The following is a 22725-nucleotide window of genomic DNA, read 5'->3' as shown; positions in this document are numbered from 1 at the left end:
TTCATGAAGACCGCAGCCGAACCCGTCGCGCCCCCTCCGGCCGCCGTGCGCGTGCCGCCGGCGGCGCGGCCGGCCGGCGGCCGCAGCCCGCACCGCCCGTGGCGCCGCCGCCTCGCCGACCAGTCCCGCGCCTACGCCTTCCTCATCGGCGGCGTCCTCTGCTTCGCCCTGTTCTCCTGGTACCCGGCGGTCCGCGCCGTTGTCATCGCCTTCCAGAAGTACACACCGGGATCGGACCCCGAATGGGTCGGCACCGCCAACTTCACCCGCGTCCTGCACGACCCCGAGTTCTCCGCCGCCTGGCGCAACACCCTCACCTTCACGCTCCTCGCCCTGCTCATCGGCTTCGCCGTCCCGTTCGTCATGGCACTCGTCCTGAACGAACTGCGGCACGCCAGGGCGTTCTTCAGGGTCGTCGTCTACCTGCCCGTGATGATCCCGCCGGTCGTCAGCGCCCTGCTGTGGAAGTGGTTCTACGATCCCGGCGCCGGCCTCGCCAACGAGACGCTCCGCTTCCTGCACCTGCCCACCTCCAACTGGTCCAACGGCGCCGACACCGCGCTCGTCTCCCTCGTCATCGTCGCGACGTGGGCCAACATGGGCGGCACCGTCCTCATCTACCTGGCGGCGCTCCAGGGCATCCCGGGGGAGCTGTACGAGGCGGCGGAGCTGGACGGCGCGAACCTCTGGCAGCGCGTGCGGCACGTCACGATCCCGCAGACCCGCTTCATCATCCTCATGCTGATGCTGCTGCAGATCATCGCCACCATGCAGGTGTTCACGGAACCCTTCGTGATCACCGGCGGCGGCCCGGAGAACGCGACCGTCACCGTCCTCTACCTGATCTACAAGTACGCCTTCCTCTACAACGACTTCGGCGGCGCCTGCGCGCTCAGCGTCATGCTCCTGGTGCTGCTCAGCGCCTTCTCCGCGCTCTATCTGCGGCTGACCCGCCCGACCGGGGAGGACTCGTGAGCACCCGCACCCTCATCTCACCGCTCACCGCTCACCCTGGCCCGCCCCCGCGGCAGGGCCGTGTACTGGGCCGTCTTCACCGGCGTGGTCCTGCTGTTCGCGCTCGCCTTCCTCTTCCCGGTGTACTGGATGGTCACCGGCGCGATGAAGTCGCCGGACGAGGTCGTGCGCACACCGCCCACCCTCGTCCCCGACACGTGGTCCCTGGACGGCTACACCGACGCCTGGGACCTGATGGAACTGCCGCTCCACCTGTGGAACACGGTCGTCCAGGCGGCCGGCGCCTGGCTGCTGCAGCTCGTCCTGTGCACGGCCGCCGCCTACGCCCTGTCCAAGCTGAGACCCGCCTTCGGCAAGGTGATCCTCGGCGGCATCCTCGCCACCCTGATGGTCCCGGCCCAGGCCCTGGTCGTACCGAAGTACCTGACCGTCGCCGACCTGCCGCTGATCCACACCAGTCTGCTCAACGACCCCCTCGGCATCTGGCTTCCCGCCGTGGCCAACGCCTTCAACCTGTATCTCCTCAAGCGCTTCTTCGACCAGATACCCCGCGACGTCCTGGAGGCCGCCGAGATCGACGGCGCCGGACGCCTGCGCACCCTGTGGTCGATCGTGCTGCCCATGTCACGGCCGGTGCTCGGCGTCGTGTCGATCTTCGCCCTGGTCGCCGTCTGGCAGGACTTCCTCTGGCCCCTGATGGTCTTCTCCGACACCGACAAACAGCCCATCAGCGTGGCCGTCGTCCAGCTGTCGCAGAACATCCCGCTGACGGTGCTCATCGCCTCCATGGTGATCGCCAGCATCCCCATGGTCGCCCTGTTCCTGGTGTTCCAGCGGCACATCATCGCCGGGATCAGCGCGGGCAGCAGCAAGGGCTGACGCCCTCCCCCTAAGAGAAAGGCACGCACCGTGGGACAGCCCACCCCTGCCCGCACGCCCTCCGACTGGTGGCGCTCGGCCGTCATCTACCAGGTGTACGTCCGCAGTTTCGCGGACGGCGACGGCGACGGCACCGGTGACCTCGCGGGAGTCCGCGCCCGGCTCCCGTACCTCGCCGCACTCGGCGTCGACGCCCTGTGGTTCAACCCCTGGTACGTGTCGCCCATGAAGGACGGCGGCTACGACGTCGCCGACTACCGCGCCATCGACCCCGCCTTCGGCACCCTCGCCGAGGCCGAGAAGCTCATCGCCGAGGCCCGCGAACTGGGCATCCGCACCCTCGTCGACATCGTCCCCAACCATGTCTCCGACCAGCACCCGTGGTTCCGGGCGGCGCTGCGGGGCGGCCCCGAGCGGGACCTGTTCCACATCCGTCCCGGCCGCGGCGCCCACGGCGAACTACCGCCGAACGACTGGAGGTCCGAGTTCGGCGGCTCCGCCTGGACCCGGCTGCCCGACGGCGACTGGTACCTCCACCTGTTCGCCCCCGAGCAGCCCGACCTCAACTGGGCCCACCCGGCCGTCCGCCAGGAGCACGAGGACATCCTGCGGTTCTGGTTCGAACGGGGCGTCGCAGGTGTGCGCATCGACTCCGCCGCCCTGCCGGTCAAGGACCCCCGCCTGCCGGACTTCGTCGAGGGCCGCGACCCGCACCCCTACGTCGACCGCGACGAACTGCACGACGTCTACCGCGGCTGGCGCGCCGTCGCCGACGAGTACGGGGGAGTGTTCGTCGGCGAGGTCTGGCTCCCGGACACCGAGCGCTTCGCCCGCTATCTGCGCCCCGACGAACTGCACACGGCCTTCAACTTCTCCTTCATGACCTGCCCCTGGGACGCGGCCCGGCTGCGCGCCTCCATCGAGAGCACCCTCGCCGAGCACGCCCCGATCGGCGCCCCCGCCACCTGGGTGCTGTGCAACCACGACGTGACGCGCACGGTCACCCGGTACGGACGCGAGGACACCGGCTTCGACTTCGCCACGAAGGCCTTCGGCACACCGACCGACCTCGCCCTCGGCACCCGCCGGGCCCGCGCCGCCGCCCTGCTGTCGCTGGCCCTGCCCGGATCGGTCTACGTCTACCAGGGGGAGGAACTGGGACTGCCCGAGGCCGACATCCCCCGGGACCGCATCGAGGACCCCATGCACGCCCGCTCCGGCGGAACGGACCCGGGCAGGGACGGCTGCCGGGTGCCGCTGCCGTGGACGGACGGCGCCCCGCACGCCGGTTTCGGCGGCGAGCCGTGGCTGCCGCAGCCCGCGGGCTGGCCGGCGTACGCGGCGGACCGCCAGGCCGCCGACCCGGACTCCGTCCTCACCCTCTACCGCGAGGCGATCCGCCTGCGCCCGGCGCTCGGCGAGGGCCCGCTGACCTGGCTGCCCGCACCCGACGGTGTCCTGGCCTTCGCCCGCGAGGGCGGCGCCGTGTGCGTGGTCAACCTCTCCGGCATCCCGGCCGACCTGCCCGACCACACCGGACTCCTGCTCACCAGCGGCCCTCTGGACGAGGACGGCCGGCTCCCGCAGGACACGGCGGCCTGGCTGCGCCACTGAGCCACCGCCGCACGCACGAACCGTACGGGCCGCGGGGTCCGTACGGGCGCTATCCCGCACCCCCACCCCGAAGGGATCAGCAATGCGTCGCTCCATGCATGTCAGGATCATGCCAACACCGGTGAGGCGGGTTCCGCTCGCGGCCGCCGCGGCCGTCGCCCTCGCCGCCGGAATGCTCACGGCCACCGCTCCCGTCGCGCACGCGGCCGCCGCGGCCGCCGGCGCCGACCTGCCCTTCACCTCGGTCGAGGCGGAATCGGCCTCGTCGACCGGCACGGAACTCGGCCCCGACTACACACAGGGCACCCTCGCCTCGGAGGCGTCGGGACGCCGGGCCGTACGGCTCCTGGCCGGACAGCGCGTCGAGTTCACCGTGCCCCGGTCCGCCAACGTCGTGAACGTCGCCTACAACGTCCCCGACGGCCAGTCCGGCTCCCTCGCCGTGTACGTCAACGGGCAGAAGCTCGCGAAGACCCTCGCCGTCACCTCCAAGTACTCCTACGTGGACACACCCTGGATCGCCGGAGCCAAGACCCACCACTTCTACGACAACGCCCGGATGCTGCTGGGCCGGGACGTGGGGGCCGGTGACAAGGTCGCCTTCGAGGCCACCTCCGCCCAGGTCGCCGTGGACGTCGCCGACTTCGAACAGGTCGCCGGGGCCGCGAGCAGGCCCGCGGGCGCCGTGTCCGTCACCGACAAGGGCGCCGACCCGAGCGGCCAGGGCGACTCCACGCAGGCCTTCCGGGAAGCGATCACCGCCGCCCGGGGCGGGGTGGTGTGGATCCCGCCGGGCGACTACCGGGTGACGTCCTCCCTGAACGGCGTCACCGGCGTCACGATCCAGGGCGCCGGCAGCTGGCACTCCGTGGTGCACGCCTCACGGTTCATCGACCAGACGAGTTCCTCCGGGGGCGTCCACCTCAAGGACTTCGCCGTCGTCGGCGAGGTCACCGAGCGCGTCGACTCCAGCCCGGACAACTTCGTCAACGGCTCGCTCGGCCCGGACTCAAGTGTCTCCGGGATGTGGCTCCAGCACCTCAAGGTCGGCCTCTGGCTCACCGGGAACAACGACAACCTCGTCGTCGAGGACAACAGGATCCTCGACACCACCGCCGACGGCCTCAACCTCAACGGCACCGCGAAGAACGTCCGCGTCCGGAACAACTTCCTGCGCAACAACGGCGACGACGCACTCGCCATGTGGTCCCTGTACGCGCCCGACACCGACAGCAGCTTCGAGAACAACACCATCTCGCAGCCCAACCTCGCCAACGGCATCGCCATTTACGGCGGCACCGACATCGCCGTGAAGAACAACCTGGTCTCCGACACCGACGCCCTCGGCAGCGGCATCGCGATCTCCAACCAGAAGTTCCTCGACCCCTTCCACCCGCTCGCCGGAACCATCACCGTCTCCGGGAACACCCTCGTACGGGCCGGGGCCATGAACCCCAACTGGCAGCACCCGATGGGCGCGCTGCGCGTCGACTCGTACGACAGCGCCATCGAGGCCACCGTGAACATCACGGACACCACGATCACCGACAGCCCGTACAGCGCCTTCGAGTTCGTCTCCGGCGGCGGCCGCGGATACGCGACCAGGAACATCGACGTCGCCGGCGCGACGGTCAAGAACACCGGAACGGTCGTCGTGCAGGCCGAGTCCCAGGGCGCCGCGAAGTTCAGCGGCGTACAGGCCACCGGCGTCGGGTCCGCGGGCGTCTACAACTGCCCCTACCCCACCGGCTCGGGCTCCTTCACCCTCACCGACGGCGGGGGCAACTCCGGCTGGGACAGCACCTGGGCGGACTGCTCCAGCTGGCCGCAGCCCGGCGCCGGGAACCCGGACCCCGACCCGGGACGCAACCTCGCCAAGGGGCGTCCCGCCACGGCCACCGGCTCGCAGGACGTCTACACGCCCGGCAAGGCCGTCGACGGCGACGCGAACACGTACTGGGAGTCCGCCAACAATGCCCTCCCGCAGGCGTGGACGGTCGACCTCGGCTCCGCGCAGTCGGTGCGGAGGCTCGTCCTGAAGGTGCCGCCGGCCGCCGCCTGGCAGGCCCGCACCCAGACCCTGTCCGTGCAGGGCAGCACCGACGGCTCCGGCTACTCGACCCTGGTCGCCTCGAAGGGCTACCGCTTCGACCCGGCCACCGGCAACACCGTGACCGTCACCCTGCCCGACGGTGCGAAGCCGCGCTACCTCCGGCTGCACGTCACCGCCAACACGGGCTGGCCCGCCGCGCAGTTCAGTGAGGTGGAGGCGTACCTGTCCTGACCGGCGAGGACGCCCCGCGCCGCACCGGCCGGCCGGACCGCTCGTACACCCGGGTCGGCGGTCCGGCGAGGCGCGGGGCGCACCCGGCACGCCGGGCTCGTCCGCTTGCCTAAACCCTTTAGGCTCCTGCATAATACTTTCAGGCAATGAAGGCGGGCGAGGGACGGACATGGCGGCACGCGCGGGACTCACCACGGAACGCCTGGTGCGGGCGGGCGCCGAGCTGGCCGACGAGGTCGGCTTCGAGCACGTGACCGTCTCGGAGGTCGCCCGGCGGTTCGACGTCAAGGTCGCGAGCCTGTACTCGCACCTCAAGGGCGGCCAGGACCTCAGGACCAGGATCGCCCTCCTCGCCCTGGAAGAACTCGCCGACCGCGCCGCCGACGCCCTGGCCGGACGCGCCGGCAAGGACGCCCTGGCCGCCCTCGCCGACGTCTACCGCGACTACGCCCGGGAGCACCCCGGCCGCTACGACGCGGCCAGGTTCCGGCTCGACCCCGAGACCGCCGCGGCGAGCGCCGGGGTCCGGCACGCCCAGATGAGCCGGGCCGTCCTGCGCGGCTACGGCCTCACCGAGCCGGACGAGACGCACGCCGTCCGGCTCCTCGGCAGCGTCTTCCACGGCTACGTCAGCCTCGAGCTGGCGGGCGGCTTCAGCCACAGCGCGCCCGGCGGCGAGGAGAGCTGGGCCTGGGTCGTCGACCGGCTCGACACCCTGCTGCGCGGCCTGCCGCACCACCCCGAACCGCACGACGCACCGAACGACGCCCCGCATGACGCACCGCACCGAGCGGACCGCTGACCGCTGACCGCTGACCGCTGACCGCTGACCACCGAGCACAGACCACCAGGCTGGGATCATGAACACGCACCGCTCCGAGGCGACCGCGCCCCTCCTCACCACGCCCCTCACCCCGGACCTGATCCGCGGCGCCCTCGACCTGGAGCGCACCGAGCACGGCGTGCTCCCGCACCGGCTGCCCGCGTGGGCCCGCGCCCAGTGCGACGACCCGCAGCTCGCCATGGCCGAGTCCCAGCCCTCCGGCGTACGGCTGGCCTTCCGTACCCGGGCCACCACCGTCGAGCTGGAGACACTGCCCACCAAACGGGTCTACGTGGGAGCCCCGCCCCGCCCCGACGGCGTCTACGACCTGCTCGTCGACGGCCGCCCGGCCGGCCGGGCGAGCGTCACCGGCGGCAACACCCTGACCATCGACATGGCCGCGGGAACCGCCGAGCGACAGCCCGGGCCGACCGGCACCGTCCGCTTCCACGGCCTGTCCGACGCCGACAAGGACGTCGAGATCTGGCTGCCGCACGACGAGACGACCGAACTCGTCGCCCTGCGCACCGACGCCCCCGTCGAGCCCGCACCCGACCGGGGACGGAAGGTGTGGCTGCACCACGGGAGCTCCGTCAGCCACGGCTCGAACGCCGCGAGCCCCACCACCACCTGGCCCGCCGTGGCCGCCTCCCTCGGCGGGGTGGACCTGATCAACCTGGGCCTGGGCGGCGGCGCCCTGCTCGACCCGTTCACCGCGCGCACCCTGCGCGACGTCCCCGCCGACCTGATCAGCGTCAAGATCGGCATCAACCTGGTCAACACCGACCTGATGCGGCTGCGCGCCTTCGCCCCCGCCGTCCACGGCTTCCTCGACACCGTCCGGGAGGGCCACCCGACCACACCCCTGCTGGTCGTCTCGCCCATCCTGTGCCCCATCCACGAGGACACACCCGGCCCCAGCGCCCCCGACTTCGCCTCCCTCGCCACCGGGCGGCTGCGGTTCCGGGCCGCCGGTGACCCGGCCGGGCGCGCGAGCGGGCAACTGACCCTCCGCGTCATCCGGGACGAGCTGGCCCGCATCGTGGAGCAGAGGTCGGCCGACGACCCGAACCTGCGCCACCTCGACGGCCGCGCACTCTACGGAGAGGCCGACTACGCCGAACTGCCGCTGCCCGACGAGCTCCACCCGGACGCCGCCACCCACCGCCGCATCGGCGAGCGCTTCGCCGAGCTGGTCCTCACCGGGGCTGCGCGGGTGTCCGCGGCGGGGTGACCCGCGTCCGTGGCCGCGTCAGAAGGGAACGTAGGCCGGTTCGCACTCGATGCGCCGCCGCTGCCGGACCGCCGTCAGCCAGGGATGGCCGTCTCCGACGGTGACGGCCAGCCCCTCCACGGCCGTCCGCCACAGCGCGTCGGCCTCCGCGCCCCGGCTCAGTACCCGCAGGTCGAGGGAGAGGTTGGCGGCGCAGACCAGACTCAGCGGGTGCCGCGCGCCCATGCTCTCGTGCAGCACGGGCAACGCGGCCTCGTCCAGGTGGCGTGCGCGCTCGAAGTCCAGCCGGGCGTACGCCGTGTTGGCCCTGCCGAGCGTGACGGTCAGCGCTGTCGGATGCCGGGGGCCGGCCGTCGCCTCCATCCGGAGCGCGACATCGTCCTCCACGTCCCGCGCCTCGTCGACGAGGCCGAGGGCGCGCAGCGTCGCGGCCAGGTTCGCCCGCGCCACCAGGGTGCACAGGTGGTCCGCGCCCAGCCGCGCGGCGAGGCGCTCCACAGTCGTCCCGCCCAGCTGCCACGACCACTCCGCGTCGTCGGCCAGACGCCGGTCGACGACCGCGCCGACGGCGGCCGCGAGGGTGTCGAGGTGGTCGGCCCCGTAGCGGGCCGTGCAGTGGTACAGCGTCTCCTCGGAGAGCCCCGCCGCCTCCCGGAAGGCACCGTCGCGGCGTCGGCAGGCCGCGAGACCGGTGGCGACGCGCAGCGTGTCCCCGTGCTGCTCGCCGAGTCCGGCGCGGGCCATGCGGTAGAGGTCCTCCTGGGCCGCGCGGGCGCCGGGGTAGTCACCGGTCTCCCGCATGCCGGCGGAGACGGCGCCCGCGCTTTCGAGGGTGAGGTGACCGAGAGGACCCAGCGCGAGGCCGGCCAGCCGGGCGTTGCGCCGGTCCAGCGCCAGCGCCTCCTCGAACCGCCCGGCCAGCCGCAGGCCCACGCCCAGACCGTGGACGGCCCGCAGCGTGAGGGGAGCCTCGTCGCCGAGCGCGTGGGTGGCCAGACCCGCGGCCTCCTCGCCCAGTGCCCGTGCCTCCTCGAACCGGCCCTGGTGGCGGCGGGTGTCGGCCAGCTGGCAGAGGGACTCGATCATCTCCTCGGCGTCGGCCGCCTTCCGGCGCGCGACCTCCAGCGTGCTCTCCGCGAGCGGGACGGACTCCGCGAGCCGGCCGGCGCGCCGCAGCAGGAGCGCGTACGTCCGGGACATCCGCAGGACGTCACCGTTCTCCTCCCCGGACAGCGTGAGCCAGGCGGCACGGGCCTCCCCGGCGAGGGCGAGGGCTGTCTCGCGGTCGCCGCAGTGGTCGAGGAACAGCACGGTGTCGTGCACGAGGGCCCGTAGCTCCGGGTCCGTACCGGCCACCGCTCCTGAGCCGAGTACATGCGGCAGCAGCGACCAGTGGGCGGGCCATGCCGCCGGTGAGGAGGGGGAGCCGGGGCGGGCCGCCACCAGCAGCCGGTGGGCGCTCGCGCGGGCCCGCTCGCGCTGCTCGGGAGGCATCGTGTCGAGCAGCGCCGTCCGCAGCTGCCGGTCGAGCCGCACCGTGCCCGCGCGGTGGTCGACCGTGACCAGGGCGAGCAGGCTCAGGGTGCGCAGTGCCCGGGACACCTCCACCGGCCCGGCCGGTTCGCCCTCCGCCCGCGCTCCGTCGCCGGTCGGCACGTGCGCGAGCAGGGCGCGGGGGATCGGCTCCGGGCCCAGGCTCGCGCAGACGTCGAGCAGGTGCCGGGCCCGGGGCGACTCGTCCCCGAGCCGCCGCAGCGTCAGGTCCAGCGCGGGGGCCAGTGAATCGGGGGCGCTCGGGCCGTCGGCGTACGCGTGGTGGTCGAGCCGTTCGAGGTACTCGGAGACGGGCGGGCCGGCCGATCTGTACCAGGCACCCACCAGCCGCACGGCGAGCGGCACGTCACCCACGATGTCCGTCATCCGGTCCGCTTCCGCCGCCGGAAGGGCGGGGGCGAGCCTCCCCAGCAGCTCGACCGCCTCCTGGCGGGCGAACGGACCGACCTCCACGGCGGAGGCCACCTGCTCCCAGTCACGGTCGCGTGAGGTGACGATGAACTTCCCGGGACCGTACTCCGGCAGATGACGGCGCAGCGCCTCGACGTCTCCGGCGTCGTCGAGCACCAGCAGCCAGCGGTCATAGGGCACACCGGTGCGCAGGGCGTCGAGCACCGCGGGGACGGCCCGGTCGACGGCCCGGGCGTCGCCGTCAGAGGGGCCGCCCAGGCCCAGCGGCTCCGCCAGGCTCGCCAGGGCCGCCAGGACGAGGCTCGTGTTCCCGGCGGGGATCCAGCAGACGAGGTCGTGGTCGTCCTGGTGCCGGTACACGTACTCCAGCGCCAGCTCGGACTTGCCGACGCCGCCCGAGGCGTGTGAAGGGTCCGGCAGTACGCACACCAGGTCCCGCTCCGCGAGGCGTTCCCGCAGCGTCCGGAGCAAGCCGGTCCGGCCCACGAACGCGCCGTTGCGCGGGGGGACGTCGACCAGGACGGCGGGTGCGGCCGAGCGCTTGTCGGCATAGGCATCGGCGTCGGCGGGCGGCGCGTCCAGGGCCGCGGCGGTCGCCTCGGCGCGTGCCATGGGTGCCGGCACCGTGCCGGGATCCGAGCGGTACGACGCGCCGGGCACCGGACCGGAGATGGAGGCGTGACGGGCGACGGCGGCGCCCGCCCCCTCGATCATCCGGGCCCGCTGTGCGTAGGGGCCCGCCAGCGCCCGCATCACGGCGAGTTCGGCCCGCAGCCACTGCGGGGCGCCGGGGTCGGGCAGCGCGATGCCCAGCGGATCGCGCAGCGCCGCGCGCAGGGCGACGCCGCGCTCGCCCGCACCCGGCAGTTCCCCGAGGGCGCTGACCACCGTCGCCAGCTGCACGCGGGTCGTCGTGGCCAGCAGGGCCTCGCGGACGCCGTCGGCGAAGTCGGGCAGCCGGTCGTCGGCGTCGCCGCCCCAGTCGATGAGCCCGCCCATCAGGATCTCGGCCAGGTGCTCCGCGCCGGTGTCGGGCATCGTCCGGTTCCGCAGCTGCGCGACGAGGTCGAAGTCGAAGGGTGCCGCGGCGAGATGGGTGGCGAGGCGGCGGGCGGCGGGTGTGGCCTGCCCGAAGAAGTGCCGCACGGCGCTGGCCGCGGTCTGCGGCGGCGCGGGGGCGCGCAGTCCGGGCGCGGGCCGTCCGGCGTTCAGCGAGCCGGTCAGCACGGCGGGAAGCTCACGCCGCACGCCCCGTTCTCCGACGACGAGATCGGCCCAGGCCGCCAGGGACCCGGCCCTCAGGGACACCACGGGGACGGCCAGCCCTTCGCCGTCGTCCTCCGGGAGCGGCCGCAGCGGGTCCCGCCCCTGGAAGCCCAGAGCGCCGTTGGCGGCGCCGAAACCCCCCGCCTCCAGCAGCACGTGGTGCGGGTACAGGGAGGACCGGTGGCGCATGTGCGGCGGCAGCAGGTGCACGAGGGCGGTCGGGCCCGTCCGGCCGAGGCGGTGCAGCAGCGCGTCGGCGCCGCGGGCGGCCCAGCCGTGCCCCAGCCCGTCGGTGACGACCAGGAAGACACGGCCCCTTCCGCCGTCGAGGACCTCACCCAGCTCCACGCTGCTCCGCGCCCCGGCGCTCCAGCGCAGCGTCGGCGCGGCGGCCTCACCGGCGCCCGGCACGCGCACCTGGACGGTCCGCACGGACCGGAAGGCGCCGCTGTGCTCGGCGGCGTCCCTCAGCGCGGCCGTCTCGCCCCGCCAGATGCCCATGGTCGGGCCGTCGTCGACGAGGACGACCAGGTCGAAGGCGGCGGACTCGGCGGGCCTCAGGAACGGCATCCACAACCCGTCGGCCACCGACCGCTCGGCGGTCAGCTCCTCGTCGAGCAGGTGGAACCTGCGCGACGGCACCCTCCGGGCGAGCCGGTGCAGGGCGCGGGCCATACGAGCGGTGCGCGCGCCACGACCGGCTCCGGCGGGCCGGGGGCCGGGCAGGAGCGGAGCCATCGAACTCCCGGGGCCAGGACCGTTCTGCCCTTCTTCCGGTCGGCCCGGCGGCGCGGCGGGACCGGGCCCGGCGGCTGCCGGCGGTACGCGGTCGCGGGGCGGCGGGGCCGGGGGCGGCGGCACCGTGTCCACCGGCTCCTCGCCGTCCGGCACGACGGACTCCACCGGAACGGTGCGCCCCGTACGGGTCCAGTGGGCCGCCAGCCAGACGGCGTCCGCCAGCTCCTGCCAGTGCGGGTCGTCGCCCCCCTCTCCCGGCGCGCGCTCCCGTGGAATCCCGTCCATTCAGCGGCCCTTCGACAGATCGCGCAGCAGCGTCTCGACGAGCCTGCGCCCCGTGCCGTCGGCCTCGAACGCGCCCTCCGTGGTCAGCTGCACCGCGTTCAGGAGCTGGTCCAGTGAGTGCGTCCCGCCTGCCGCGATCCGTTCGGTGAAGACGTCCACCAGGGACTCGGCGTACGGGGGGAGTGCGCGGAAGTGGCTCTCCACCATGGCGAGGAGCTGGGCCCGGGTGGGTGCCGGCATCTCCAGCGGCAGACAGCGCCTGCGGAACGCCGCCGGGAACTCCCGCTCACCGTTGCTCGTGATCACCACGACGGGGAACTCCCGGCACTCCACCCGCCCGTGGCGCACCTCGGCCCGCAGCCCGGGGTCGCTGGTGTGCACCAGCGCGCTCTCGTCCGGGTGGCGCACCAGCTCGGGAAGGTCGTAGCTGCCGTTCTCCAACACGTGCAGAAGGTCGTTGGGCAGGTCGATGTCGCTCTTGTCGAGTTCGTCGACGAGCAGCACACGGGGACGTCCGTACGGGAGCAGGGCGGTACCGAGCGGGCCCAGGGTGAGGAAATCACCGAGCGCCGGGGCTGCTTGCGCCTCCTCCCGGCTCGCCACCGCGGCGAGGGAGCCCTCCGCGCCCGCCCGCCAGGCGGCGATGGCCTGGGCCCGGCCCAGGGCGTCGTACGCGTACAGGCCGTCGCGCAGCGTGGTGCGGCTGACGATGTTCCACTCCAGTACGCGTCCCAGGCCCAGTTCGCGGGCGATGAGGTAGGCGAGGGTGGACTTGCCGACGCCGGGTGGGCCGGTGACGAGGAGCGGACGGCGCAGCACCAGGGCCGCGTTGACGACGTCGACGGCCTCCTCTTCGAGTTGCGGGACGGCGTCCACGGTCCCCAGCCGACGGAGTGCGGCGGCCTCGTCGTCGGGGGGCGGGGGCAGGACCGGCCCCCCGGCGAACCGGCGCCAGGGCGGCGGCTCGGGCAGCGGGCGGGGCTCCGCGCCGGGTGCGACGCCGGTGGCGTGGAACACCCGCCAGGCATGCCCGTCCTCTGGTGTCGTCCCGCGCATCTACCGCTCCTCACTGTCGATGGTGCCGAAGCCGGCGCCCGAGTGGTTGTCGGGGACGTCGACGAGCCGGTTCGGATCGTCCCAGAAGAACGCGAGGTGCCGGCCGAGCAGCGAGGCTCCGCCGGTACCGGTGCCGGTCGCGGCTGTGCGCCTCAACCTCTGTACACTGACGGGCAGTTGGGACGCAGTCGGCACGGAGGCGAAGATCGCCGACACGACCTCCCTGCGTTCATCCACGAAGGCTCCCCGCCGGTCCCAGACCGCGACCCCGACGCCCTCGGCGATCGCCGCCCTGAGAGCCTCCGACGCGGGGCCCCTGTCCGGCGCGTCGAGGACCACCGCCGTGTACCGGTGCTCGCACGCGAGGGCTGCCCGCCACCGGTGCGGGCGCCGCTCGTCGTCCTCCCGCCAGTCGTACACCGTCACCCCGTTCGCCTCCAGAGCGGCCCACCGCGCCCGCCACAGGCGCCTGACCAGCGCGTCGTCCGAACGCATCCGCTCCAGACTGCGCAGATGCACCCCGTAGGCCGCCCCGAGCGGCAGCGACCCGCCCTCCGGCGACCGGTACGTCAGACCGGCCATGTCGTGGTTGAGCAGGTCGTACGGCAGGACGAACTCCACGCAGGGCGACGTGGCGGAGCGGGAGGACGGCGGGGAGCCGGACGGCGGGGAGAGCCGTGCGAGCTGGCGCAGAACCGTCTCGACCGCCGGGCCGAGACCGTCGAGCGTCGTCGTCACGGGCTCGGCGGGCACGGGATTCCATCGGCCGGGAACCGTGTTGAGCCAGGGCCGGACGACGACGTCCCCGGTGCCGTCGCGGGTGGGCTCCACGACCACGACCAGGCACCTCGGGACCGAAGGGTCGGCGCGGACGTACTGACGGGCGGCCCGGCGTTCCTCGAGCTGCGGCCGCAGGCCGGCGCGCGCGGCCCACTCCTCCGACCACCGGGACAGATCCGCTCGGCGACCGGAGATCCGTACCGTCCCGGCCGCGACGTCCATGAGGAGGACGGCGGGTGGCAGACCGTCCGGCTGCACGTTCAACGCCAGTACGTACTCGAAGAGTTGTACGGCGTTCAGCCCGGTGGGGAGGTCGATGCCGAGGTCCGTACCGAGCCGGTCGCTCAGCTCCGTCCCGGGCAGCCAGTCCGCCAGCTGGACCAGGAGTGTGCGCGCGGCGCTCACCTCCCGCTGGGACAGCGGGCCGGACACCTCGGGTGCCGGGGCGCTCGCACCGTGCCAGGAGGCGAACTCCCGCTCCAGGGCCTCGGCCGCCTCGGCGCCCTCCAGGACGCGTACCGCGTCGAACAGCTGCCACTCACCGCCGGACTCGCTCAACGCGGCCCGCACCAGCGTCACGACGTCCTCACGCAGCCGCACGCCCCGAAGGGGGACACGGGCGCGCAGCCCGGGGGAGAGCAGATCGGCGAACTGGAGGCGGCCCGCCGGCGACGCCAGGCACGGCAGTGCGCACAGCGCCTCGGTCAGCCGGAACAGCAACTCCGCGCCCACGACTGATGTACGCCTGAACTCGTCCATGCCGCCGACGACTTCACCGACCTTCCCCGCGGTGCCGGTACCCCTGCCCGGCCTGTGAAGCTAGCACGCCCGTGGCGCGCCGAGCAGGCGACTTGCCGACATCCGGCGTCCCCGGAAGCACCGGTGCGGGAGCCGTGGTCACGGCATTCCCCGGCGCCGTCGCAGGGCATCGGTCAGGCCCTGGTTCGCCGCCCAGGTCTCGGCCCATCCGGCCAGGGCGGCGCGGTGGTCCGGCGAGGTGACGAGACGGGAGGCACGCTCCATCAGCAGCACGGCGGGGAGGAGGCCGTCCGGCTGCGCGTTCCACTGCAGCACCCACGCGAAGAGCCGGTCCGGGGTGAGGCCGGTGGGCAGGTCGAGGCCGTTCAGGTCACCGGTGAGGGCGTCCCGCAGACGGGCGGCGGGTAGTTCGGACGCCGTGTCCAGCAGAAGGGTCAGCGCGGCCTCCTCCTCGGCGGCCGACAGCACGCCGGGCATCGGGAGGCCGGACCCGAGGGCGACCAGCCGCTCCACTTCGGCCCCCGCCCGTGCTCCTTCGAGGACGCGCACGACGTCGACCAGGGCGCGAACCCCGCCCGGCGTGATCAACGCGGCCCGCACCAGGGTGACGACGTCCTCACGCCGCCGCGCCCCCCGCAGGACGATCCACCCTCGCCGGTCGAGCAATTCCTCCAGCAGCCCGGCGAACTGCGCAGGCCCGGCGGTGTCCTGCAGACACTCCAGGCCTTCCAGCGCGTTCGTGAGTTGGAGCATGTGACTGATGTCGGGGCGCGCACGCCCCACCGCCCCGCCTTCCGGGCCGTGTACGGCCAAGGCTCCCATCGTGACGATAAATGGTGTCAACTTCCTTGCCGCGTCATGCCCTTCGAAGACCGCTACCACATCGACCAAGGCGCGTGACCCGTCGGGTACGCCCAGTGCCGCCCGTACCAGGGTGACGACATCAGCGCGCTGTCGGGCGCCGCGGAGGCCGACCCGCACCCCGAGCTGTTCGGAGAGGAGGGTGGCGAACATCGTCCGCCCCTGCGGCTCGGCCATGCATTCCAGATCGCACAGGGCGTCCGTCAGACGGACAGTCGCCATCGCACGCGACTGCCCGACGTCCTGCCCGCCCGCGGACTCGATGACTTCGTCCGCGTCCATGCCACACCGCGCCCAGCTGATCCCCAGTGCGGCCCCGACCGTGACGGTCCTGCCGTCGACCTGAATCGGCAGAATGATGTGTGTCTGCAACCTCTCCGAGAACATCTGGGCGGCGGTGCGGTCCAGTCCGGCCGCGAGGACCACGAAGGCGTTGTCGCCGACGCGAGCCAGGGTGTCGTCGTCCCGTACGGCGTCCCGGAGCCGGAGGGCGACCTCGACGAGCACAGCGTCGCCCGCACCGCGTCCGTACCGGGCGACGACGGTCTCGAAGCCGACGAGGGTGCACAGGAGTACGGCCAGCTGGTGCCCGCCGGCCCGGGTTCCCTCCGGAGGAACGCGCAGATGCCGGTGCCGGACGGTGTCCTCGGCCCATGGATCGGCGCACAGCAGGCCGGAGAGTTGCTCGCACAGCGTCTCCGCATCGCGCAGCCCGGTGAGTGGATCGCACCGGGTGAAACGGGCGTCTGCCAGATTGAGCACCGGTGCCGGTCCCCACGCCCAGGCGTTCAGGCGGGTGGTCACGAGTAGCTGTCCGCGCGACGCTTGCATCCGACCCTCCAGCCACGTCACGGACAGAGCCTCCGTGACACGATCGATGACGAGCAGCCACCGTTGGTGATCTCTGAGCCAACGCCATGCCCGCTCCCGGGCCTCCACGCCCTCAGTGGCGGAGATAGCCCCGAAGAGGGCCTTCGCGAGACTCATGAAGCTCCTCTCCCAAGTGCTTTCGGTGCTCGCGTCGATCCACCACACCAGTTCGTAGTCGTTGAGATGGCGGTGGGCGTACTCCAGGGCGACGGTGGTCTTGTCCGAACCTGCGGGTCCGCACAGCGTCACGGGCCGGCTTCCGCTCGCCAAGGCCTGTTCGACCCAGTCCACGTCGGCCTCGAGCGCGGGCAGCCAGCGGGTGGTGCGGCGTGCGGGGAGGTTGTGGAGAGGGCCGGGCCGCACCGGCCCCTCCGCAGGCCCGAACTCCGCCAGCGGCTCGCCCCCTCTCGGCAGCGTGAGCGTCCCCGTCCGGTGCGCGATCACCGCCGGGAAGTCCGGAGTGCGGCCGAGGCGCGGGACGATGAAGTCGTTGACGGCTTCCAGGGTGCGGTGGGCCGAGCCCGCGTTGATCACCGTACGGAGCACCCCGCGCACGTCCGGCGCGAAGGCGAAGACGTCCTGGTCGGCGAGCGGGTCCTCGCCGTGCATGAGCCCGCTCAGCAGCACCTCGGCCAGGCAGACCGGGCCGCTGTCGGGCAGCGCGGCGGCCTGGACGAGCCGCATGACGGGGAGGGTCAGCGGGTCGACGGCCGCGAGGTGCCCGGCCAGTTCGTAGGCGTGCGGTGAGGCCGTCGCCCGGAAGGCCCGCACCCGCTCGTCGGCGGTGGCGGGCCCTTCGACGACGCCGCGGGGGGCACCGAGGTCACCGGAATCGCCGAGGTCACCGGCGTCACCGTCGGGTCCGAGGAGGGCGGAGTCGGAGGGCGGGGCGGCGTCGACGACCCGCAGGGCGGCCACGCCGCCGTGCGAGGCGATCAGTTCGGCCCAGGGGCGCAGGCTCGCCTCGTCCAGTTCGAGCACCGGCACGGGGAGGCGGGGGCGCAGGTCCGCCAGGGGCGGGAGCCAGGGGGCGTCCGCGCCGAGCAGGGTGTTGGGCCGCGCCTGGCCGGTCGTACGGACGATCATCGGCTCGGCGGGCAGCCCGGTGCCGTTCCACATCCGGGTGGGGAACAGGTGGAGGACGGCTGTGGGCGCCCTGCGGGCGAGGGCGGCCAGCCGCTCGCGGGCGGCCCCGGTGTACCAGGGTTCGCCGACCCCGTCGGTCACCGCCAGCACGGCGGTCGGGCCGCCGGTGAGGGAGTCGGCCGCGCCGAGCGGGCTCGTGCGGACGGAGCGGAAGATGCCCGAGCCGGTGAGGACGTCGGCCAGTTCGCGGACGGTGTCACGCCACACCCGCATGGACGGGCCGCCGTCGACGGCGAGGACGAGGTGGAGCCAGCGGTCCCCCGCCGGACGCAGTACGGCGTCCAGCCGCTCCGTCTCCGCGATGGCCTCGGCGGTGGCGCTCTCGTCGAGTTCGTGGCGATGGCTGGACGGCACCCTCCGCTTGAGCGCGCGCAGCCCCCGCACGACGCCCAGCGGATGGCCCAGGCCCCGGACGGCCGGCACGCGGACGGGGGCGCCGGGGGCCCCGCCGCCGCGCCCGCCGGTCAGGGCGTAGAGCGGGCGTCGGACCTCGCTCGGGGAGGGAGGGGGCGTCTCCCGCCGGGGGAGGGGAGCGGGCGCCGGCGGGGGCGGGAGCGCGCTGTGGCGCTGGGGTTCGACGGGCGGGCCTTCGCTCGACGTCGTGTGCAGCGCCAGCCACAGGGCGTCGCCGATCTCCCGGGGTGAGAGGTCCGCCCCGGCGCGGTGCAGGACGGTGTGCAGCCGGGCGACCCAGGGCTCGCCCGGTTCACCGGGGCCCACCGCTCCTGAGCTCACGCAGCACCGCCTTCCTGAGGTGCTCGGCGTCGGGCTGGACGCCCTGCCGCAGCAGATGGACGGCGTGCAGCAACTGGTCGGTGGCGAGGCCGCCGAGGTCGCGCCGCTCGGTGAACACCCGGACGAGTTCCCGCACCCGCGGCCACTGCGCCTCCAACTCAACCAAGTCCTGGGCGAAGTGGGCCCGGACGATCTCCTCCAGTTGCTCGCCTTCCGGGTTGGGCAGCTCCAGCCGGACGCAGCGCCGCAGGAAGGCCGCCGGGAACTCGCGTTCGCCGTTGCTGGTGATCACGACGAAGGGGAAGTCCTGGCAGCGGACGGTGCCCTGCCGCACCCGCACCTTCTCCTGCGAGTCCTGCACATGGACGTCGATCTCGGCCCGCTCCTCGGGCAGCCGGGCGAGCTCGGGGATGGTGAACTCGCCCTCCTCCAGGACGAACAGCAGGTCGTTGGGGAGATCCGCGTCGCTCTTGTCCAGTTCGTCGATGAGCAGCAGCCGCGGCCGTCCCTCGTGCCGGGTGGCCAGCGCGGTGCCCAGGGGCCCGAGGCGTACGAAGCTGCCGATGTCGTCGGTGCCGTCCTCCCGCTCCCGCAGGCGGCCGATGGCGTCGTAGCGGTACAGCGCGTCGGTGAGGCTCGCGCGGGTGTTGACCGGCCACACCAGCACCGGACCGAGGCCGAGTTCCGCCGCGACGGCGTGGGCGAGCGATGATTTCCCGATGCCGGGGTCCCCGGTGACCAGCAGGGGGCGGCGCAGCCGCAGGGCGGCGTTGACCACCTCCACCTGCTTCTCACCGATCAGGTACGGCCGTCGTTCCCGGGGCTCGCCGTCCGGACGGGGCCGTCGCCACGGCGGGGGTTCGGGCAGCGGCACGGCGTCGTCGTAGGTGCCGCCGTCGCCGCGGAAGAGCCGTTCCTGTGGGCGTCCGCTGTTCACGCGACGCCTCCTTCCCGTCTCGTGGGGTGCGTGAGCGGCTGCCGGGGCGGCGCCCAGCTCGGGTCCTCCCACAGCAGGGCCAGATGGGCGCCCATGTGCGCGGTGTCGTGCAAGGCCTCGGCACGCCACCGCCTGACCTCTTCCCGCAGGCTGTCCGGCCAGTTCTCCGGTACGACGGCCCGCAGCGTCTCGGCGGCGTCCGGGCCGTGGCCGCCGCGCTGCCAGAGGATCACGGGCACCCCCAGCCAGCGGCACAGCACGAGCGTGTCGTCGTGCCGGTCGGGCGGACAGCAGGCGACGACGCAGGCGATCTCCTCACGCCGCGTCAGATCACCGTTGGCCGCGTCCAGGTCGTGCAGCAGATAGGGGCCCGCCTCGGGACCGCGCCCCTTCTCCCACCGCCGCCTCAGCACACCGGCGCGCCGGACGCTCTGCCCGCGCAGGACCACCGCCCGGTCCAGCCCCACGGGCCGGGTGCCGAGGGGACCGGCGCTGGTCGGCAGGCGGTCCACGGCCAGCCCGAAGAACCCCTCCTCCAGCAGGAACTCGACGCCCGCCGTGTCGTCGTACTGGTCGAGTTCGTCGACGGCCTCGGAGAGGTCGGCGCACAGGTCGTCGCGGCTGCGCAGGGCGTCGTCGCCCGTCCATGTCCTGACGGGATGGCCGTAGGCGTCGTACAGGCGGATGACGTAGTGGAAGGAGTCCGCCGTGGGCTCGGCCGCCCACAGCCAGACCCGCAGGACCGGCTGCGAAGTCCGGGCGGCGGCACGGGAGTCGGCGGCGTAGCGGCACTGCACCACGGCCTCGGCGCTGACGCCCAGCCGGCCGGTCACGCGGTCCGACCACTCCCGCAGGGCGTCCCCGCCCTCGGGACGGCCCGCCGCCACCTCCTCGGCCACCTGGACCACCGGCGGTACGACGCCCGGTCCGGCGGCCCGGTCCTCCAGGTCCTCGACCAGCGCCGGGACACCGGGCGGACCGCAGTCGGTGAGCAGGAGGTGCGGTACGGCCCGCTGGGCCGCCGCGCGGACCTCCGCGTACGCGGCCGGCCCGAGCAGCGCGGTGAGTTCCTCGTACTCGCCCTGGGTGAGCAGGCGTTGCGTGCCGAGCCTGGCGGCCGTGTCCCGGAGCCGCCGCGCCACCGCCTCGTGCGCCGTGACCATGCTGATCAGGGTCGCCGCGCCGCGCGGGTGGCCGAGGAGCGGGACGACGAGCTCGCGCCAGGTGCCGGGGTACCGGGGGAGGCCGCCGCCGAGAGCGGAGCGGAGGTGTTCGGCGCACGGCCCCAGCTTGCCGTCGGGCAGGTCGCCGAGGGCGATCACCAGCTCGTCGACCAGGGCGCGGGTCCGCGGGTCGAGCGTCTCGGCGGCCCCGGCGCACGGCACGCCGGCCGCGGTCAGCAGTTCCTCCACCGCGGTCGCGCGGATGGCGTACGAGCGGCCGCCCTCCGGTTCGGCGGACACCATCAGCCCGGTCACACAGCCCTGTTCGCGGTCCCACAGGGGCGCTCCGCTGTGGCCGGGCCGGATCTCCAGCGGGGCGTACCCGGGGTCCAGGATGTACCAGGGCCCCATGCTGCCCTGGACCCGGACGTCCACGAGGGAGCGCTGGGCGCCGGTGGCGTACCACGTCGTCAGGCGCTGCGAGGGCGTCTCCCTGACCGGCACCGGTTCGACGCCGGCCACGGCGGGGCCGAACCTCAGCAGGGCCAGGTCGCCGTCCCACCACTGGTCGCCCTCCACGGTGGGCGGCCGCCATCCTGCGAGCTCCACGGTGTGCCGGTCGCCGCCGAGCGCCGGGAAGGAGACGGCGACCCGGGGCATGTCCGCCGCGGTCGGTTCGGTGACGGCGAGTTTGTCCCTCCCGAGGGCGGCGTTGACCACATGGGCGCAGGTCAGCAGGAAGCCCTCGGCGACGACCACGCCCGCGCCGAGACCCGGCCCGGCCGCCGCCTTGTCGTGCACGGTGGCCCACGCGCGGCGGATACGGGCGTCCGGGTCGTCGTAGTGCCCGTGCACGGTCAGTCCGTCGGGGCGGTGACTTCGAGGTTCCAGGTCGCGGAGACGGAGAGGCTGGCCTCGCCCTTGTTGGCGACGATGCCGAGGGTCAGGTCGTTGCCGATCTTGACGCCCAGGTCGACGGTGAGCTGCTGGGGCCGCCGGTCCATGGCGGACACCGTGTCGTGGACCGACTGCAGCACCGGGACCAGCGGCTGCAGAACCTGCCGCAGCGCACCGCGGGCGGCGCGCGCCACCCGGCCGTTCCCGTCGCGGGCGACCGGTACGAGCGGCGCGGAACCGGGCGTGCCGTCGCCCGTCGCGGAGCCGGCGAGCGGACTGGGAAAGACCTCCAGCAGTACCGTCTGGCCGTCCTCGAAGGTGAACTCCACAAACTCCCCCATGGCCTCAACTATGCCAGCCGGCGGGCTCCTTGGACCGCCCTTCGATCAACTCCGTCCCGGGCGTTCGAACAGCGCGTGCCGTCGCCGGGGATTTCGGTTGTGGGACGGTCCCCGGGCAGCCGGTTGCTTTCCGGGGGGCTCGCGGTAGTGTGCCCCGGTGACCACGCATTCGAACACTCCTGCAGGCTGGTACCCGGACCCTCAGGGAGCGACCCAGACACTGCGGTACTGGGACGGCTCCCAGTGGACCCAGCACACCAGCGCGGACCAGCAGGGGCAGTCCGCCCCCCAGGTGCCGCCGCAGGCTCAGCACGGCCAGGCGCCGGCCTTCCAGGCCCCCGCCCCCGACCCGCGCGTGCAGCGCCAGGTGCAGCAGCAGGCAGGGGTGACGGCCGGGGGTTCCGGTGGCGGCACCCTGTTCACCGAGCCGGTCCTGGTGGTGAACCAGAAGGCCAAGCTCATCGAGCTGACCAACGAGTACAAGGTCATGGACCAGCAGGGCAACCAGCTCGGCTCCGTCGTGCAGGTCGGCCAGAGCTTCCTGAAGAAGGCCCTGCGCTTCGTCTCCAGCCTCGACCAGTTCATGACGCACAAGCTGGAGATCCGCGACGCCTACGGCCAGCCGCAGCTGCTGCTGACGCGCCCGGCGAAGTTCATGAAGTCGCGCGTCGTCGTGGAGCGTCCGGACGGACAGCCCGTCGGCGAGATCGTCCAGAAGAACATGATCGGTAAGATCAACTTCGCGATCAACGCGGGCGGACAGCAGGTCGGCGCCATCAAGGCCGAGAACTGGCGCGCCTGGAACTTCGCGATCGTCGACCACGCCGACAACGAGGTCGCCCGGATCACCAAGACCTGGGAAGGCCTCGCGAAGACGATGTTCACCACTGCGGACAACTACGTCCTGCAGATCCACTACCAGCTCCCCGAGCCCCTGCTGAGCCTGGTCGTGGCGACCGCCCTGACGGTCGACACGGCGCTCAAGCAGGACGCCCGCGGCTGGGGCTGATCCGGCGTCGGTGCCCGCGCGGCACCGTGCACACGCGTGAGGGCGGTCGCGACACGTTCGCGACCGCCCTCACGCGTGTGCCGGCGAACGACCCGCGCGCACCGGTGG

At 73.4% G+C, this 22725-nt stretch carries 14 protein-coding genes; 7 read left to right on the top strand and 7 right to left on the bottom strand.

Translation table 11 applies throughout. The annotated features are described in order from the left end of the window. Positions 1 to 3: 3 nt before the first annotated feature. The 6 genes from ACFY93_RS07030 to ACFY93_RS07005 all read left to right on the top strand — a co-directional run bounded on the left by ACFY93_RS07030 (position 4) and on the right by ACFY93_RS07005 (position 7809). Positions 4 to 975, top strand: a complete 972-nt coding sequence (locus ACFY93_RS07030; RefSeq protein WP_391354301.1) for an ABC transporter permease subunit — start codon at positions 4 to 6, stop codon at positions 973 to 975. 36 nt (positions 976 to 1011) lie between these two features. Then, a complete protein-coding gene (locus tag ACFY93_RS07025; protein ID WP_391354784.1) occupies positions 1012 to 1854 on the top strand; it encodes an ABC transporter permease subunit in 843 nt (280 codons plus the stop codon). A gap of 30 nt (positions 1855 to 1884) precedes the next feature. Beyond that, positions 1885 to 3468, top strand: a complete 1584-nt coding sequence (locus ACFY93_RS07020; protein ID WP_391354298.1) for an alpha-amylase family glycosyl hydrolase — start codon at positions 1885 to 1887, stop codon at positions 3466 to 3468. Positions 3469 to 3577: 109 nt separating this feature from the next. Further along, on the top strand, positions 3578 to 5752 hold the full coding sequence (locus ACFY93_RS07015) for a discoidin domain-containing protein (protein ID WP_391354296.1): 2175 nt from the start codon (positions 3578 to 3580) through the stop codon (positions 5750 to 5752). Positions 5753 to 5921: 169 nt separating this feature from the next. After that, positions 5922 to 6554 carry a WHG domain-containing protein gene (locus ACFY93_RS07010; protein WP_391354294.1) on the top strand — a complete coding sequence of 211 codons (633 nt, stop codon included), beginning with the start codon at positions 5922 to 5924 and terminating at the stop codon, positions 6552 to 6554. A 58-nt stretch (positions 6555 to 6612) separates the two neighbouring features. Continuing rightward, positions 6613 to 7809, top strand: a complete 1197-nt coding sequence (locus tag ACFY93_RS07005) for an SGNH/GDSL hydrolase family protein (protein ID WP_391354292.1) — start codon at positions 6613 to 6615, stop codon at positions 7807 to 7809. Between the two features lie 18 nt (positions 7810 to 7827). Here ACFY93_RS07005 and fxsT read toward each other — a convergent pair whose 3' ends face one another. The 7 genes from fxsT to ACFY93_RS06970 all read right to left on the bottom strand — a co-directional run bounded on the left by fxsT (position 7828) and on the right by ACFY93_RS06970 (position 21608). After that, positions 7828 to 12063: an FxSxx-COOH system tetratricopeptide repeat protein gene (fxsT, locus tag ACFY93_RS07000; protein ID WP_391354290.1), complete on the bottom strand. Its 4236-nt coding sequence runs from the start codon at positions 12061 to 12063 to the stop codon at positions 7828 to 7830. Further along, positions 12064 to 13119 carry an AAA family ATPase gene (locus tag ACFY93_RS06995; RefSeq protein ID WP_391354288.1) on the bottom strand — a complete coding sequence of 352 codons (1056 nt, stop codon included), beginning with the start codon at positions 13117 to 13119 and terminating at the stop codon, positions 12064 to 12066. Continuing rightward, entirely contained in the window at positions 13120 to 14658 is a 1539-nt protein-coding gene (locus ACFY93_RS06990; RefSeq protein ID WP_391354287.1) for a hypothetical protein, read from the bottom strand. A 138-nt stretch (positions 14659 to 14796) separates the two neighbouring features. Continuing rightward, positions 14797 to 18270, bottom strand: a complete 3474-nt coding sequence (locus ACFY93_RS06985; protein ID WP_391354286.1) for an SAV_2336 N-terminal domain-related protein — start codon at positions 18268 to 18270, stop codon at positions 14797 to 14799. Then, positions 18242 to 19207: an AAA family ATPase gene (locus ACFY93_RS06980; protein ID WP_391354284.1), complete on the bottom strand. Its 966-nt coding sequence runs from the start codon at positions 19205 to 19207 to the stop codon at positions 18242 to 18244. Before ACFY93_RS06980 ends, ACFY93_RS06985 begins: the two co-directional genes overlap by 29 nt. Beyond that, the gene (locus ACFY93_RS06975) at positions 19204 to 21225 is read right to left on the bottom strand and encodes a trypsin-like peptidase domain-containing protein (protein ID WP_391354283.1); all 2022 of its coding nucleotides are present in this window, start codon (positions 21223 to 21225) and stop codon (positions 19204 to 19206) included. Before ACFY93_RS06975 ends, ACFY93_RS06980 begins: the two co-directional genes overlap by 4 nt. Before the next feature lie 2 nt (positions 21226 to 21227). Continuing rightward, positions 21228 to 21608 carry a CU044_2847 family protein gene (locus ACFY93_RS06970; RefSeq protein WP_391354282.1) on the bottom strand — a complete coding sequence of 127 codons (381 nt, stop codon included), beginning with the start codon at positions 21606 to 21608 and terminating at the stop codon, positions 21228 to 21230. 157 nt (positions 21609 to 21765) lie between these two features. Here ACFY93_RS06970 and ACFY93_RS06965 point away from each other — a divergent pair, with 157 nt between their 5' ends. Then, the gene (locus ACFY93_RS06965; RefSeq protein WP_391354281.1) at positions 21766 to 22617 is read left to right on the top strand and encodes a phospholipid scramblase-related protein; all 852 of its coding nucleotides are present in this window, start codon (positions 21766 to 21768) and stop codon (positions 22615 to 22617) included. Positions 22618 to 22725: the final 108 nt, after the last annotated feature.

This window comes from Streptomyces sp. NPDC008313, assembly GCF_042956125.1.
Taxonomy (GTDB): domain Bacteria; phylum Actinomycetota; class Actinomycetes; order Streptomycetales; family Streptomycetaceae; genus Streptomyces.
This window is presented reverse-complemented; position numbering and strand designations above follow the sequence as displayed.